General features: G+C 66.0%; 10 protein-coding genes and 1 pseudogene. 4 read left to right on the top strand and 7 right to left on the bottom strand.

Going from position 1 to position 14,475, the window contains the following annotated elements:
* Positions 1-24: 24 nt before the first annotated feature.
* Positions 25-1,329 (top strand): acetyl-CoA hydrolase/transferase C-terminal domain-containing protein, encoded by a 1,305-nt coding sequence (locus tag O9281_RS00055; protein ID WP_298181439.1) that lies wholly within the window; start codon positions 25-27, stop codon positions 1,327-1,329.
* Positions 1,330-1,344: 15 nt separating this feature from the next.
* Here O9281_RS00055 and O9281_RS00050 read toward each other — a convergent pair whose 3' ends face one another.
* The 4 genes from O9281_RS00050 to O9281_RS00035 all read right to left on the bottom strand — a co-directional run bounded on the left by O9281_RS00050 (position 1,345) and on the right by O9281_RS00035 (position 8,538).
* A complete protein-coding gene (locus tag O9281_RS00050; RefSeq protein ID WP_298181438.1) occupies positions 1,345-2,931 on the bottom strand; it encodes a tetratricopeptide repeat-containing sulfotransferase family protein in 1,587 nt (528 codons plus the stop codon).
* Positions 2,931-3,716 carry a hypothetical protein gene (locus O9281_RS00045; RefSeq protein ID WP_298181437.1) on the bottom strand — a complete coding sequence of 262 codons (786 nt, stop codon included), beginning with the start codon at positions 3,714-3,716 and terminating at the stop codon, positions 2,931-2,933. Before O9281_RS00045 ends, O9281_RS00050 begins: the two co-directional genes overlap by 1 nt.
* Before the next feature lie 89 nt (positions 3,717-3,805).
* A complete protein-coding gene (locus tag O9281_RS00040; protein WP_298181436.1) occupies positions 3,806-6,961 on the bottom strand; it encodes a TonB-dependent receptor in 3,156 nt (1,051 codons plus the stop codon).
* Between the two features lie 206 nt (positions 6,962-7,167).
* Positions 7,168-8,538 carry an efflux transporter outer membrane subunit gene (locus tag O9281_RS00035; protein ID WP_298181435.1) on the bottom strand — a complete coding sequence of 457 codons (1,371 nt, stop codon included), beginning with the start codon at positions 8,536-8,538 and terminating at the stop codon, positions 7,168-7,170.
* A gap of 182 nt (positions 8,539-8,720) precedes the next feature.
* On the opposite strand from O9281_RS00035, the gene O9281_RS00030 reads away from it, so the two are divergent.
* The 3 genes from O9281_RS00030 to O9281_RS00020 are packed head-to-tail and all read left to right on the top strand — an operon-like array spanning position 8,721 to position 12,855.
* Positions 8,721-9,950, top strand: coding sequence for an HlyD family efflux transporter periplasmic adaptor subunit (locus O9281_RS00030; RefSeq protein ID WP_298181434.1), 1,230 nt, complete (start codon positions 8,721-8,723; stop codon positions 9,948-9,950).
* Entirely contained in the window at positions 9,947-12,127 is a 2,181-nt protein-coding gene (locus O9281_RS00025) for a peptidase domain-containing ABC transporter (RefSeq protein ID WP_298181433.1), read from the top strand. The genes O9281_RS00030 and O9281_RS00025 overlap by 4 nt, the downstream gene beginning before the upstream one ends.
* Positions 12,124-12,855 carry a 2OG-Fe(II) oxygenase family protein gene (locus O9281_RS00020; RefSeq protein WP_298181430.1) on the top strand — a complete coding sequence of 244 codons (732 nt, stop codon included), beginning with the start codon at positions 12,124-12,126 and terminating at the stop codon, positions 12,853-12,855. The genes O9281_RS00025 and O9281_RS00020 overlap by 4 nt, the downstream gene beginning before the upstream one ends.
* A gap of 33 nt (positions 12,856-12,888) precedes the next feature.
* Here O9281_RS00020 and O9281_RS00015 read toward each other — a convergent pair whose 3' ends face one another.
* The 3 genes and pseudogenes from O9281_RS00015 to O9281_RS00005 all read right to left on the bottom strand — a co-directional run.
* The gene (locus O9281_RS00015; protein ID WP_298181427.1) at positions 12,889-13,878 is read right to left on the bottom strand and encodes a hypothetical protein; all 990 of its coding nucleotides are present in this window, start codon (positions 13,876-13,878) and stop codon (positions 12,889-12,891) included.
* 114 nt (positions 13,879-13,992) lie between these two features.
* Positions 13,993-14,196 carry a hypothetical protein gene (locus O9281_RS00010; protein WP_298181425.1) on the bottom strand — a complete coding sequence of 68 codons (204 nt, stop codon included), beginning with the start codon at positions 14,194-14,196 and terminating at the stop codon, positions 13,993-13,995.
* Between the two features lie 157 nt (positions 14,197-14,353).
* A pseudogene (locus O9281_RS00005) lies at positions 14,354-14,475 on the bottom strand (IS630 family transposase); the annotation flags it as partial.

Here is a 14,475-nt window from a genome sequence, read left to right as displayed (position 1 = left end):
CCGGTGCCATGCGACACTTCCCGCATGACCCCGCAAGAGCTTTACCGCGCCAGGCTGACCAGCGCCGATCAGGCGGTGGGGGCGATCACGGCGGGGATGAGTGTGGCCATGGGCATGGCCGTGGCTGAACCCCCGGCCCTGCTCGAGGCGCTGGGCCGCCGGATCGAGCGCGACGGGATCGGCGATCTCAAGCTGTGGTATTTCCATTCGCTCGAAGCGGCGGGCAAGACCGTGCTGCGGCGCGAACTGCTCGATCGGGTGCGCCCGCATTGCATGTTCCTCAGCCAGGTCGAACGGGCGCTGATCCGGCAGGACCCCTCCGGCACCGCATACGGCCCGGTCGAATTCGTGCCGGTGGCCTTCAGCGGATCACCGCAATTGCTGGCCGAGCACGCCGACCTGGATGTCTGCATCACCACGGTTTCACCGATGGATCGCCACGGCTGGTTCACCTTTGGCACCAGCAACGATTACACCTCGACCGCTGCCCGCAGCGCGCGGCGCCTGCTCGTCGAGGTCAACCCGGCCATGCCGCGCGTGTTCGGGGATTCGCTGCTCCACGTTTCCGAAGTCGATGCCATTGTCGAGCATCACGCCCCGCTGCCCGAGGTCGCCACCGGCCAGCCGAGCCCGGAAGAACAGGCGATCGCCGCGATCATCGCCGGGATGATCGAGGATCGCGCCTGCTTGCAGATGGGCATCGGCACGCTGCCCGCGGCGGTGTGCAGCCTGCTCGCGGATCGCCGCGACCTGGGCATCCATACCGAGCTGATGACCCCGGCGCTGGCCCGGCTGGTGGAATGCGGCGCGGTCACCAACCAGGCCAAGACCACTTACCGCGGGCGCAGCGTGTTCACCTTCGCGATGGGCGATGCGGCCTTCTACGATTTCCTCGACGACAATCCCGCGTTTCATTCGCTGCCGGTCGATCTCGTCAACGATCCCCGGCACATTTCGAAGAACGACAATGTGATCTCGGTCAACGGCACGCTCCAGATCGACCTGGGCGGAGCCTGCAATTCCGAACACCTGCTGGGCCGGCAGTACAGCGGTTCGGGGGGCCAGCTGGATTTCGTGCGGGGCGCGACCGCCTCGCGCGGTGGGAAATCGATCATCGCCTGCCAGTCGACCGCGATGGGCGGCAAGGTATCGCGGATCGTCCCGGTGCTCGATGGCCCGGTGACCACGCCGCGCAACGATACCCATATCGTGGTCACCGAATATGGCTGGGCCGATCTGCGCGGCAAGTCGCTGCACCAGCGGGCCGAGGCCCTGATCGCGCTGGCCCATCCGCGCTTTCGCGACGAACTGGCGAACGGACTGGGCTGAACCGGCTGCCGCGGTTCAGGCTTCGGCCAGGTCGCCGAGCACTTCGCGCAAGGGTGCAAGCCATTGCGCATAGGGCCGCCAGACTTCCATCCCGTCGCGGTTGAGCGGACGGCGGACCTGTTCGCTGCTGGGCGTGCGGACCACCCGGTCGAGCTTGTGGAACTCGCGCAGGCCCTCGTCCCAGTCGAGGCCGAGATAGGCCAGCGCCGGCCGCAGTTCAGCCTCCTGGTCCTCGACCAGCGACTGGTAGCTCACGTGATGGATCATGCCCGGCGCGACCCTGTCGAAATGCGCCATCAGCCGGACATAGTCGACATAGCACTGCCCGACATCGCGCAGCGCGAAGGAGGCGGCATGGGCCGAAGTGAACGACTGCGAGAAGTTCGAAAAGCAGCAGTCCATCGCCGGGCGGCGGATATCGATGAAGCGGGCCTGGGGCAGGATCCGCCGGATGAACAGCACGTTGCTCCAGTTCTGGGGCAGCTTGTCGACGAACCAGGGGCGATCCGTCTTGCGGTGGACCCGGGCGCGGGCGAGGTAATCCTGTCCGAGCAGCGCGGCCTGCTGGTCGGTCATCGCGGCGATTGCCTGGGGCACGGTGATCGGCCCCTTGCGGGTCACGATTTCCATGAAGGAGCGCATGATCGCGGGGATATAGGGCAGCTCGCCCACCGGCTCGATCGCGGGATGGGTGCCCAGCATCTGCTCCAGCAGGGTCGAACCCGAGCGGGGCAGGCAGATGATGAAGACCGGCTGGTCGTCTCCGTTGGGAACGGCGGGCAGGCTTTCCAGGAAGTCCGCACTGGCGACGCGTTCGGTTTCGGCCACTTCCCCGGTCAGTTCCGAGGCATCGTAACCGATGCTTTCGGCCCGCACTCGGTTGCCTTCGGCATAGTGGTGGAAGGCTTCCTCGTATTGCCCGCGATCATGCAGCGCACGGGCCAGGGCAAAGTGTAGCGGGGCGATATTGCGTTCATCGATGGCGATCGACAGGGCCGCGCGCATCGCCGCGATGTCCGCGTTGGTCAGGACCTTGCGCTTGATGCTGCCCAAGCCCCACCAGGCCTCGCCGAATTCCTCGTCGAGCGCGATCGCGCGGCGATAGGCCTCGATTGCCTCGTCGACCCGGCCCGCGGCACGCAGGCCATGGCCCAGGGCCAGCCAGGCACCCAGCGACTGTGGATTGTCGGCAACCAGTGCCTGCTTGATCGCCAGCGCCTCGTCATGGCGGCTCATCCGGTCGAGCAGATTGGCGTGCAGGCCGCGCAGTTCCTGGTCGCCGCGCTCGTTGATCAGGCGTGCCGTATAGGCTTCGGCCACCTGCAGCCGATCCTGCTGGCTATAGACCGAGGCCAGCGCCCGGTGCAGTTCGGTGCTGTCTTCCCCGCGCTGCAGGGCCCGGCGCAGGAAATGCTCGGCCTGCCCCAGGGCGCCGGTCTGCACCGCCAGCAGGCCCAGCTGGGCCAGCCCCCTGGGCTCGTCGGGATGCTCGCGCAGGTGGGCGATCAGCAGCTTGGCGGCCTGATCGTCGCGCCCCTGTTCGCGCAGCCGCATGGCTTCGGTCAGGCGGGGATAGATCGCCGTGGATACCGCTCCCGCCATCAGGCGTAGCCCAGCACGGCCCTGAGACCAGGGGCCTGGTAGTCGACCAGGGACCGATGACGGGCGCCCAGCTCGTCGGGAAACTCGATGCCCACCCCGGTCAGGTTTTCGCGCGCGGTGGCGCTCTGCTTGCGATCCGCCCCGACCCGCACCCGCTCGCGCCAGTCCTGCGGCATGGCAATCCCGCAGGCATCTAGCAGTTCGGCGAAGAACCGCTCGGCCTCGGTGCTGTCGAGATCGGCGACGGCGCCCGCCAGGTCCTCGAACTTCACGGCATGGCAGCGGGTGCCGAGCCAGGCGGCGGCGTTCAGTTCATAGATGTCGTTGAGCGAGGGCAGTTTGCCCGGCAGGCCAAAGATCATCATGGTCAGCAGCTCGTCGACCTCGATCTCGCCGCTGCGCAGATGATCGACATTGCCGAAGAACTGTTCCGACAGCAGGAACCGCGCGCGGGCGATCACCCAGTCGTAGGGATCGCGGTACAGCACCACGCGCCGGGTCCGCGCCGTTTCCACGACCGAGGCATCGGCCATGAACAGGTGCCCCCAGCTGAGCATCGGCCGCGCCGGATCGAAGGCGTGGCGATGCTGCGGCAGGTTTCCCCACTGGATGAAGTCGGCCATGTAATGCTGATCGGCCGGCACGAACATCCGCATGATATTGCGCAGCAGGTGGCTGCCGCTCTTGGGAACGGAATTGAGAAAGACCGGGTGCGGCAGGGGCACCTGCGCAAAGCGCGCGTTTTCGGCATCAAGGGTGTCGGCGCGGACCTGGATTATCGGCATGAAGGGTTACGGCTCCTGCGGCCTGATAGCAGAAGGGGCGACATGAAACCATGCCGCCCCCCTGTTGTTCTGTGCCGTGATGGCGGAGATCAGAACTTCGCGCTGACGTTCACGAAGACGCGACGCCCGGTGAAGCCATACTGCGAAGCGGCGATCACCGGCCCCAGCATCGAGATCTGGTTCCCGTTCAGCACCGAGACCGACGGCGGACGGGTATCGAACAGGTTGTTGATCCCCGCCGTGATCATGAAGCGGCCATCGGCGATTTCCTTGGTTGCCGAGATGTTGTGATAGAACACGGCCGGGGCGGTCAGATCCGGGCAATAGGTGCCATAGATCGGAACGTCGTCAGCCGCGGTAGCAGTGCCGTTGTTGTTGAACGACCGGATGCAGCGGCCGCCAAAGCGATCTTCGAAGTCGCTCTGGTCGGAGGTGCCGCCGATGACGTTCATGCCGTAGAAGACGCTGAACGTCGCCGAGGGCGCCCAGGTCAGGCGGAAATCGCCGACCCACTTGGGCGAGCCGGCTTCGCCATTGTCGGATTCGAGCGGCGAGGTGGGCAGCAGGCGCGAATTGTCCTTGAGCTGCCAGGTCATGTCGGCCGTCAGCGTCACGGTGCCAAGCGAACCGAGGTCCTGCTTCGCCCGGAAGGTTAGGTCGATGCCCTGGTTGTGCTGGCTCGAGACGTTGATGTACGAATCCCGGATCGTGTTGATCTGGAACGGAGCGGACACGTTCTGGCCGCGGGTGAAGAGGTTGCAGAGCGGCTCCGTCGCGAAGTTGGCCGAGTCATAGCACCCGAACAGGATCGTGCTGGCACCCAGCTGCGAAATTTCGCCCTTCACCTTGATATCGAAGAAATCGACCGCCAGGCTGAGATCGGTGTTCGGCAGGAACGCCAGCTTCGGCGTGAGGATTGTACCGACCACGAAGGCCTTCGAGGTTTCCGCATCGAGGATGCCAAGACCGCCGGACGAGATGACGGTGGCGCTGATCCCGCCGCCGGCATAGGTGCCCGGAATGCCATCTGCAGCGCAGTTGGTGGCGATTCGCTGCGAAATACGACCGGCAGTGAGCGCGCCAGCCCAGCCAACGCAGGGATCGATGCGGTTCTGCGTGGCGAAGCTGGTTTCGTCAGCCAGGAACTGCTCGAACAGGGCCGGAGCGCGATAGGACGTGCCATAGCTGCCACGGAACCGAAGCCAGTCGGTCATGGTCCAGTTCAGGCCCAGCTTGTAGGTCCAGTTGCCGTTATCCGAGTCCGAGACGCCGTCGGATTCGCGGGTTGCCTTCACGTTGGTGACACGGCCAGCCGCCGACAGGGTCACGTCCTCGAGGAACGGCTTGTCCTTGAAGAGCGGGATGTTGAGTTCGGCAAAGGCTTCGCTCGTCAGGCTCTTGCCAGCAGTGATGCCGCTGGCCGAAGCACCCCAGGCGTTGGCCGCCAGGGTGATTTCGCCCGGCTTGTCGTTGATCTTGTCCTCGCGGATCGAGGCGCCGAAGGCGAGCTCGAGCGCGCCGGCGGGCATCTGGAACAGTTCGCCCGAAACAGTCGCTTCACCGGTCAGCTGGGTGTAGATCGTCTTGCCTTCTTCCCAGTCGGTCAGGAAGGCGGCCTGGGCGGCGGTCAACTGACCGGCCAGGAAGTTGGGATCGGTCCAGGGCAGATCGATGCACTGCTTGCGCGAGATCGGCGTGATCGTGCCGGCGCAGGAGGCGAACTGGAAGTACCCGGTGTCGTAGGCATCCTGCAGGATCTGCTGGCTGCGATAACGGCCGACGTTGCGGCTGTACTGGGCGTAGACTTCATAGCGCCACTTGCTGTCGCCGCCGAAGTTGCCGCGCAGGCCCGCCACGCCGCGATAGTAATCTACCTTCTGGCTGTTGTCGCTCAGGTTGGTGATCCCGGTCGGGCTGATCAGGTTGATCCCGCCCCAGCCGCCGCCCCAGAAGTTGTAGGCATTGCCGGCCCCGGTGCCATAGAAGTCACCCGTGTAGCCGAAGTTCCAGAACTGGCGCCAGCCGTTCTGGTAGGTTTCGCGGCGGTTGAACAGGAATTCACCGAACAGCTCGGCTGAATCCGACAGTTCGAACGCGCCTTCGGCATAGACCGTGTAGAGATCGGTCTCGGGGACGATGGTCTGCTCGTCCACGAACGGGTGATAGGCGTTCTGCACTGCCATCGACTTGGCGTCATAACCGGTCGGGAACCAGCCCGCCGGTGCGAAGAAGTCGCCCGCGAAAGACGGAGCGCCATAGGCCGGGATGCCCAGCGTCTGACCCGGATACTGGAACTGCAGCAGGTTGCGGCCACCAAGCGCGGTAAACAGGCCGGTGTCCGGGCCGCCCGGCCCGTCCAGCCGCATGTTGCCGATCAGGTCATAGGTCCAGACGTGGCCCCAGCGCAGATCTTCGCAATGCGGCTTGCCGGTGCGCGGGTCGATCAGGTCGGAGCGGTTGCCCGCCTCGTCATAGATGTTGGCTGCCGGGCAGGCCAGGTAGCTGCGGTCGCCACGGGCCAGTTCCTTCGTCTTGGAATAGTCGCCCGCGATCATGAAGCGGCCACGGTCGAACGTCTTGCCCCAGGCGGCGCTGACGCGATACTGCTCACCGCCGGCATCGAACGGCAACGAGGTGTTGACGTCGAGCGTGATGCCATCGAGCTTCGACTTGGTGAAGATGTTGACCACGCCGGCGATCGCGTCCGAACCATAGACCGACGAGGCGCCGGTCTTGAGGATCTGGATGTCGTTGATGATCGACAGTGGCAGGACGTTGAGATCGAACGAGGATACGCCGCCACGGGTACCGGCCGGACCGGCACGGCGACCATTCAGCAGCACCAGGGTGCGATTGGCGCCAAGGCCGCGCAGGTCGACCGTCTGGGCGCCGGGGCCGCCGTTGGTCACGAAGTTCGACGAGAGCGCCGAGGTGATCTGGGTCGAACCATTGGCGATCGGTGAGCTTTGCAGGGTGTTGGCCAGGTCGAACCGGCCTTCCTTCTTGGCGATTTCCGGATCGACCACCGAAACCGGGTCAGGGCTGTTGAACGGCGTGACCGAACGGATGCGCGAACCCGTAACGACAATCCCGCCATCGTCGGTGGTCGCCTGCGGCTGCTCTTCCTGACCCGCGTCCTGGGTACTGGCATCCTGGGCTAAGGCCGGAGCAGCGAAGGTGAGAGCACCGGCGGCAACACTTGCAAGCAGGCCAAAGCGGCCCCGCAACTCGTAAGAACTAGACATGAATATCCCCCATCTGGATGAACGATATCATGCAGGCGGATGCACGTTGTGCAAGTCCGGGTGCCTAAATGCTGTGTCCCGGGCGTAATTTTGTTTCAATGGGTAGCAAAAATGCCACAGATTGGTCATTTGGGAGGTCGGCCCCGACCGGCTAGTTGGGACCGTGTCAGTAGAATCACGCAGGGCCGAATTCCGTTCGTGGCGAATCAGTTTGAAGCGGACCGCTCCGCGTCTGGTGCTGGTGCGCTGATGGCGGCACGCGCGCCGATCGCCTGGTAGAGGGCAATCTCGGCCAGCAGCTGTTCTTCCCAGGCCAGGATCTGGGCTTCTTCGGCCTCGCTCAGCAATTCGTCGGCGTCGATCAGCGTCCGCAGATCTTCCTCGCCCTCAAGATATTGCGCCTTGCCCAGCCGGGCGGTCAGGCTGGATTCGGCGGTGATCTGGGCGATGATCCGGCTGCGCTGGGCAATCAGGCTCCGGGCCTTGAGCAGGTCTTCAACCTCACCCAGGGCGGCCAGGATGGTGCGGCGATAGTCTTCCGCTGCCTCCAGCTGGTCGGCCCGGGCCACGGCCAGGTTGCGGCGCAGGCGTCCGAGATCGAAGATCGGGGCCAGCAGCGACGAGCCGAGCGACAGCGACTGGGTGGTCGGCTGGCCGCCCAGGGCCTCGACCATGCCGACAAACGACAGGCTGAGCCGGGGAAAGAAGGCCGCGCGGGCCGCCTGAGCATCACCATCGGTGGCCCGGATGCGGGCCTCGGCTGCGAGGATATCGGGCCGCAGGGCCAGCAATTGCCGCGGTGGCGGCGGCTGGAGGTCGGGCAGGGCCAGCTCGGCTGGCAGCGGATCGGCGGCCAGAAAGCCGGGAGCCGGGGCGCCGGTCAACTGGGCCAGCGCGGTGCGGGTCCGGTCGAGGCTCTGTTCCAGCTCCTTGCGGCGCTGGCGCAGTTCAAGCACCCGGATGGTCTGCAGGCCCAGTTCGACCCGCGTGGCCGCCCCGGCGGCGTGGCGCACCCGCACGACCCGTTCGAGTTCCTCCGAGCGGGCGATCACCTCGTCGTAGATCTGCAGGCGGCGATTGAGCGTGGCGCGCTGGACCCAGGCCCTGGCGACCTGCGCCACGATCGCCTGTTCGACCGCCGCGCGTTCCCACTCGGCGGCCCGGGCGCGGGCCAGGCCGGCGCGGTTCTCCGCCCGGATCCGACCGAACAGGTCCGGCTCCCAGGCAATATCCAGCTGCACCTGGCCGCTGCGGAAATCCAGTGTCTGGCCGGAACTGCGGCGGAACTCGCGGCCGATCCCGGCCTCGGCGCTGACTTCGGGCAGGCCCTGTTGCCGCAGGCTGATCAGCTCCGCTCGCACGCGCTCGACCCGCGCGGCGGCAATCCCGATCTCGGGATTATTGGCCAGGGCGGTGTCGATCAACTGGGTCAGGCGGGGATCGCCCAGCAGCTGGCCGAGGTGCGCGGGCGCCTGCTCCGCCGCCGCTCGCGCGGTCGGTTCGGTCCAGGCAAGATCCGGAATTTCATAGCGAATTGCGGGCGGCGCCGAACCGGCGCAGCCTGTCGCCAGGGCCATCAGGCAGATCGCCGGGGTTCGGGAAAGGCATAGCCGCATGCCAGCGCGGTAACCGAAGCTGGTAAAGATTGGCTTATCGCCCCGCGCCTTGCCCGCAAAGGGGTGCTGCAAACGGGGTTAACCAGATTTTCTCCTTTGGCAGCTAACCCGCCTGCACCTGCAGGGGATTTCAGCCGAGGACAATGGCGCAGCAGCTTTTCCGGAACGAAGTGATCGAGGCTGGGCGCACCCGCCTGAACGGTCGGGTCGTTGCGGCCACGCCGCCCGGTGCCTGGCTCTATACCGGCCTGGCGCTTGCAGCCTTCGCGATCGCGCTGCTGATCGCCATGCTGGGCAGTTTTTCGACGACGGCCGATGTCCGGGGGGTCGTGGCCTATGACCAGGGCGTGGCGCGGGTCTATCCGCGCACCACGGCGGAAGTTGCGCGGATCTTCGTTAAGACCGGGCAACAGGTCGCCGCCGGCGATCCGCTGGTCGAACTGGCGATTGCCCAGGGCCAGCAGGGCCTGGCCCCGCAACTCAAGGACCTGTCCCGCCAGGACGCCGAACTGGCCCGCCAGTCTGAACTGGCCGGGATCGAGACCGTGTCGCAGCTGGCCGCGCTGACCCAGCGTGCCGCCGGGATCGATGCGGCCATCGCCTCGTTGCAGCGCCAGCTGGTCCTGGCCCGCGAACAGGTTGGGCTGGCCGAATCCGCCGCCCGCCGCGCCCAGGCCCTCGCCCGCGAGCAGGCCGCCACGCAGCGCCAGGTCGAGGATGCGCGGTCCGCCGTCCTGGCCCGACGGGCCGAGGCCGAGGCGATTGCCGAACAGATTGCCGCGCAGCGCTCGGCCCGCCAGGCGGTTGCGGCCGAACGGGCCCTGCTGACCACGGGCGGGGCGAAATCGGCCTCGCTGATTGAGGGGCAGCGCGCTGCCCTGGCTGCCGAGTTGAAGGCGCTGGAACGGTCCGACCGGATCGTGCTGGTGGCCCCGGTGGCCGGCACCGTGGGTGACCTCACCGGCGAACTGGGCCAGCAGGTCCGGCCCGATGCCGCCGTGGCGACGATCGTGCCCGCGGGCAGCAAGCTGGAAATCTGGCTGTTCGCGCCCAGCCGCGCGGTCGGCCATGCCCGCATCGGCCAGCAGGTGCGGCTGCAGTTCGATGCCTTTCCCCATCGCACCTATGGCACCGGCCTTGGTGTGGTCTCCGCTGTGGCCGGCGTGCCGACCGAACCCGCCGCGCTCGATCCCGGCCTGAAGATTGCCGAACCGGTGTTCAGGATCCGCACTTCCCTGCGGGCGATGGCCCCGCGCGTTACGGGCGGCCCGCAACTGCTGCGGCCGGGGATGACGGTCACCGGCAAGATCGTGGTTGAACGACGCAGCCTGTGGGCGGCCCTGTTCGGCTGGGGCGAGAAGGGTCCCGCATGAGCGACTTCGACTGGCCCTGGACGCGGCGGATGGCGCCGATCCTCCAGTCGGAGGCGGCCGAGTGCGGGCTGGCGTCGCTCGCCATGGTGGCCCGCCACTTCGGCCACCGGGTTGACCTGGCTGGCCTGCGTCGCCGCTTCCCCACCTCGCTCGATGGGCTGAACCTGCGCCAGCTGATGGCCGCCGCCTCGGCGCTTGACCTTGCGCCGCGCGCGGTCCGGCTCGAGGTCGAGGAGCTCGACCAGCTGGCCCTGCCCGCGATCCTGCACTGGGATCTGAACCATTTCGTGGTGCTGGAATCGGTCAGCGCGAGGTCGGTGGTCGTGCTCGATCCGGCCCGTGGTCGGGTCCGTATCGCGGCATCAGCGATCGGACGACACTTTACCGGGGTAGCGCTGGAGCTGACCCCCACCCCCGATTTCAAGCCGATCGAGGCCCGGGTCCAGACCCGTCTGACCGACCTGTGGAGTCAGCTGACCAATTTCCGCTCGGCCATCGCGCAGGTTCTGTTCCTGTCGCTGCTGGTCCAGTTGGCCTCGCTGGCCAGCCCGCTGTTCATGCAGATGGTGGTCGATGATGCGGTGAACCAGGGTGACAGCAGCCTGCTGACCGTGCTGCTGCTGGGCTTCGGGTTCATCTATCTGCTGCAATCGGTCACCCGTTTCCTGCGGACCTGGGTGACGATCTGCCTGGGGCAATCGCTGACTTTCCAGCTGGCGGGCAACCTGATGCGCCACCTGTTGCGCTTGCCGGCCACCTATTTCGAACGGCGCCACGTGGGCGATATCATGTCGCGGCTGGGGGCGGTGGGCCCGATCCAGTCGCTGCTGACGCACGGGCTGGTCGATACGGTGATCGACACCACGCTGGTGCTGGCCACGCTGGTGGTGATGTTCATGATCAGCGTGCCGCTGGCCCTGATCGGCATCGGCGCGACGCTGTTCTACCTGCTGGTCACCCAGCTGGTTCACCCCACCCTGCGCCGCCTGACCGAAGAGCAGATCGTGGCCCAGGCCCAGGAAGAAACCTATGTCATGGAAAGCCTGCGGGCGATGCGGGCGATCAAGCTGCACGGCTTTGAAGCCACGCGCGAAAGCGGCTGGCGCAACCATTTCGCAGAGGTGATCTCGGCCGGTTACAAGGCCCAGATGGCCAATCAGAAGGTCGATTTCCTTGAAGACATCACCTCGAACCTGGCCTTCCTGCTGACCGTCTATTTCGGGGCACTGGCCGTGATCAGCCAGGAACTGACGGTCGGCACCCTGCTGGCGTTCCTGTCTTACCGCAGCACCTTTTCGGGCAGCGCGCGGGCGCTGGTCCGGCAGTGGCAGAAGTGGCGGCTGCTGTCCGTCCATCTGCAGCGGCTGTCCGATATCGTCGGCGAGCCGCGCGAACAGCTGGCCCCGGTCGTCCCGCGGCGCACCGCGATCCGGCCGCCCACGATCCGTGCGCGCGACCTGACCTTTGCCTATTCGGCGCAGTCGGCCCCGGTGCTGGAGCGGGTCAGCTTCGACATTCCGGCCGGTTCGCTGGTGGCGATCGTCGGCCCGTCCGGTGCCGGCAAGACCACGCTGATGCGGCTGCTGCTGGGCCTGCTGACCCCGCAGGGCGGCGCGCTCGAGATCGATGGCACGCCGCTCAACGCCACCAGTCTCGCTGGTTGGCGCGCGCGCGTCGGCGCCGTGATGCAGGACGATTATCTCTTGTCCGGCAGCCTGGCCGACAACATCGCCTTCTTCGATCCGCACCCCGATCAGCAGCGGATCGAGCAGGCCGCCCGCTTCGCCCAGATCCATGACGATATCGCCCGAATGCCAATGGGCTATCACTCGCTGGTCAGCGACATGGGCGTGGCCCTTTCCTCCGGCCAGCGCCAGCGGATGCTGCTGGCCCGCGCGGTCTACCGCCAGCCCGACATGCTGATCCTCGACGAGGGGACCGCCAACCTCGACAGCCAGACCGAGGAAGTGCTGGCCCGCTCGATTGCCGCCTGGCCGATCACCCGGATCGCCATCTCGCACCGGCCGGCGCTGGTGCGCCTCGCCGATATCGTGCTCGAGGTCGATGGCGGGCAGGTCCACGTGCGGACCAATGCCCAATCCGGGTTTGCCGCCAGTGCCCGCCCGGCGACCCCCACCGAAACCCAGGCGCAGTTCGCAAGCGGAGGTGTCTCATGAATGCCCATACCCGGCTGGTCAGCCCGCTGACCCTCAACCCGGACCTCGACATTCCGACGCTCGCGGAGACTTTTCGCACCAGGGGTCACGTCCGCATTCCGCACGTTCTCACGGCCGGTGCACCCGAACTCTACCGCTATCTCGAAGCCAACGAATGCTGGATGCAGCTGCTGAACAAGCCCTCCGGCGGGGCCTGGGAAATGCCTCTCCACGAATGGCTGGAGCCCGGATCGCGGCAGCGGGCGGAAATCGAGCGGGAAGCCTACGCCAATGCCTGCGACGGGTTCCAGTACAGCTATGCCGCGCTGCGCATCCCGGCCCAGGACGAGGCCTGCAACGATCCGGTCTTGTGCCAGATCAGCGACCTGCTGGCCGATGCGGCCGTCAAGCAGGTGCTGACGGCGATCACCGGGATTGCCGATCCGGTCTTCACCGATGGCCAGGTGACGGCCTATGGCCACGGCGATTTTCTGACCGGCCATGATGACGATCTGGCCGGGTCCGGGCGGGCGGCGGCCTTCGTGCTGGGCCTGACGCCGCAATGGCGGCTGGAGTGGGGTGGGCTGCTGATGTTCCACGAACTCGGCCAGGTGCCCTTCTGGGGCATGGGCCCGCAGTTCAACACGCTCGATCTCTTCGCGGTGCCCAAGTATCACAGCGTTTCGTTGGTCAGCCCGGCCGCGCCGCGGCGGCGCTATTCGATCACGGGCTGGCTGTCGCGACCCTAGTCGCGGCTGCGGCCAAGGCGGCTGCGGATGGCGTCAGCGGTCGGGCGTGACGTCCAGTGCCCCGGAGGTGCGGATCGAGATTTCCACCTCGACCACGAATTCGCTGCGGCGCGCGCGGAAGTGCCGGGCCAGGCGCGGGTCGAAGAAGTCCTTGAGCAGGGGCGGGCGCCGCGCCGCGAAATAGAATTCGGGATCGGCGATCACGTCCTCGTCGGCGGTCAGGCGCAGTTCGTCCTTGCGGGTCACAGTCTCGACCACGCACCAGGCGTGGGTGAAGCCCGCGCTGCGCAGGGCATAGGCCCGGTGATAGCCGTTCTGCAGCAGGACGCGCTGGCCGCTGCGGATCCCGCTCAGCAGGTTGGAGCCGAAACCGATCGGCACGCCGACCATTGCCACGGCCGGATTGGGCAGAGCCAGTGCCGCCAGCTGGTCCTGGTCGAGCAGGGTCGGGCGATGCTCGCGAAAGTCGCTGGAATAAGAGGTGAACTGGAACCGGGTCGAGCTGAGCCGGCGCACCCGGTAGGGCGGAAACTCACGCTCCAGTGGCAGGCAGAACCGGAACAGCGCCTCTGGCGGCGGCGCGGCACCGAGCAGTTCGGCGATCCGGCGCGAATAGCCGGTTTCCACCTGCAGCTGGGAAATCACCAGCTTGTCGAGCTCGACCAGTTCGAAGCTGTAGGGCAGATCGTCGAACGATGACTGGAACCAGCGGTGGGCCTCGACTTCGCGGGCCAGCGGCATCAGTTCGGGGGGCAGGGGTCGACAATCGATCTGCTCGGCCAGCCCGGCCTCGGACTGTTCAAGGTCATAGTAGAGGTCATTGGCCGCGCGCCATTCGGCGGCGCAGGCGCGCAGGTCGCAGGTGCCCTCGCGGATTACCTTGTTCTTCTGGAACTCGAGATAGTCCTCAAGCTGCGGCTGGCCCAGGATCCAGACCATGTCGCGCTCGGCACTGGCCAGTACCGGAGCGCCGGCTGGCCCGGCCGCCGGAACCTGTTCCTTGGAGTTTGCGCCTTGCTGCATGCGGAATGCTTAGCCCCGATGCCTTACCAAACCGCAAAGAGCGCCACAAAGCACCGCTGCAAATGAAAAGGGCGGGATCGCTCCCGCCCTTTCGAATGTGCTGCGAAGGTCAGCTTAGCACTTGCTGTGCTTGGACTTCTTTTTTGGCCTATTGGAGTTCTTCGAGTGGTTGCTGCCTTTGCTACCTTTGCTGCCTTTGCTGCCTTTGCTGCCGCCATCGCACCAGCAGCTCGGCGGGGTCGGCGAGTCACCGCAACCGCGGCCCTTGCTGCCCGCACCGTAAACCATTTCGAGTTCGTCAAGATTAAGATCACGCATGTTCAGGCTCCTAACTAACAACTTCTCGGCAACTGGGCCTGATCTTATTGTTTGATTTCTTACGCTGTCACGCGGTCTTTTATAGTTAACGAGGGATGATCTAATATGGGACAACTTTTGTCCATTTAATAACAAAACTTATACCAAGACTCGTTGATCAGAACCTGTGCGCCCATTGGCGCAGGCCGATGGACATGATGCGCCATGGTTGCTCGACGAGCCTGTTCCAGGCGAAGCAGCAGTGATCGACGATGTCGTCGTAGGATTTGAAGATGCGGT

It is taken from the genome of Novosphingobium sp., assembly GCF_027531025.1.
GTDB lineage: Bacteria > Pseudomonadota > Alphaproteobacteria > Sphingomonadales > Sphingomonadaceae > Novosphingobium.
Note: the sequence above shows the minus strand (reverse complement) of the source record. Positions and strands in the feature narration are given on the sequence as shown.

What these genes read in the sequence shown, in the direction of transcription:
- O9281_RS00035 (WP_298181435.1), bottom strand. Translation starts at nt 8,538, where the DNA reads ATGGCCCTGGCGACAGGCTGCGCCGGTTCGGCGCCGCCCGCAATTCGC.
- O9281_RS00040 (WP_298181436.1), bottom strand. Translation starts at nt 6,961, where the DNA reads ATGTCTAGTTCTTACGAGTTGCGGGGCCGCTTTGGCCTGCTTGCAAGT.
- O9281_RS00010 (WP_298181425.1), bottom strand. Translation starts at nt 14,196, where the DNA reads ATGCGTGATCTTAATCTTGACGAACTCGAAATGGTTTACGGTGCGGGC.
- O9281_RS00050 (WP_298181438.1), bottom strand. Translation starts at nt 2,931, where the DNA reads ATGGCGGGAGCGGTATCCACGGCGATCTATCCCCGCCTGACCGAAGCC.
- O9281_RS00030 (WP_298181434.1), top strand. Translation starts at nt 8,721, where the DNA reads ATGGCGCAGCAGCTTTTCCGGAACGAAGTGATCGAGGCTGGGCGCACC.
- O9281_RS00020 (WP_298181430.1), top strand. Translation starts at nt 12,124, where the DNA reads ATGAATGCCCATACCCGGCTGGTCAGCCCGCTGACCCTCAACCCGGAC.
- O9281_RS00015 (WP_298181427.1), bottom strand. Translation starts at nt 13,878, where the DNA reads ATGCAGCAAGGCGCAAACTCCAAGGAACAGGTTCCGGCGGCCGGGCCA.
- O9281_RS00045 (WP_298181437.1), bottom strand. Translation starts at nt 3,716, where the DNA reads ATGCCGATAATCCAGGTCCGCGCCGACACCCTTGATGCCGAAAACGCG.
- O9281_RS00055 (WP_298181439.1), top strand. Translation starts at nt 25, where the DNA reads ATGACCCCGCAAGAGCTTTACCGCGCCAGGCTGACCAGCGCCGATCAG.
- O9281_RS00025 (WP_298181433.1), top strand. Translation starts at nt 9,947, where the DNA reads ATGAGCGACTTCGACTGGCCCTGGACGCGGCGGATGGCGCCGATCCTC.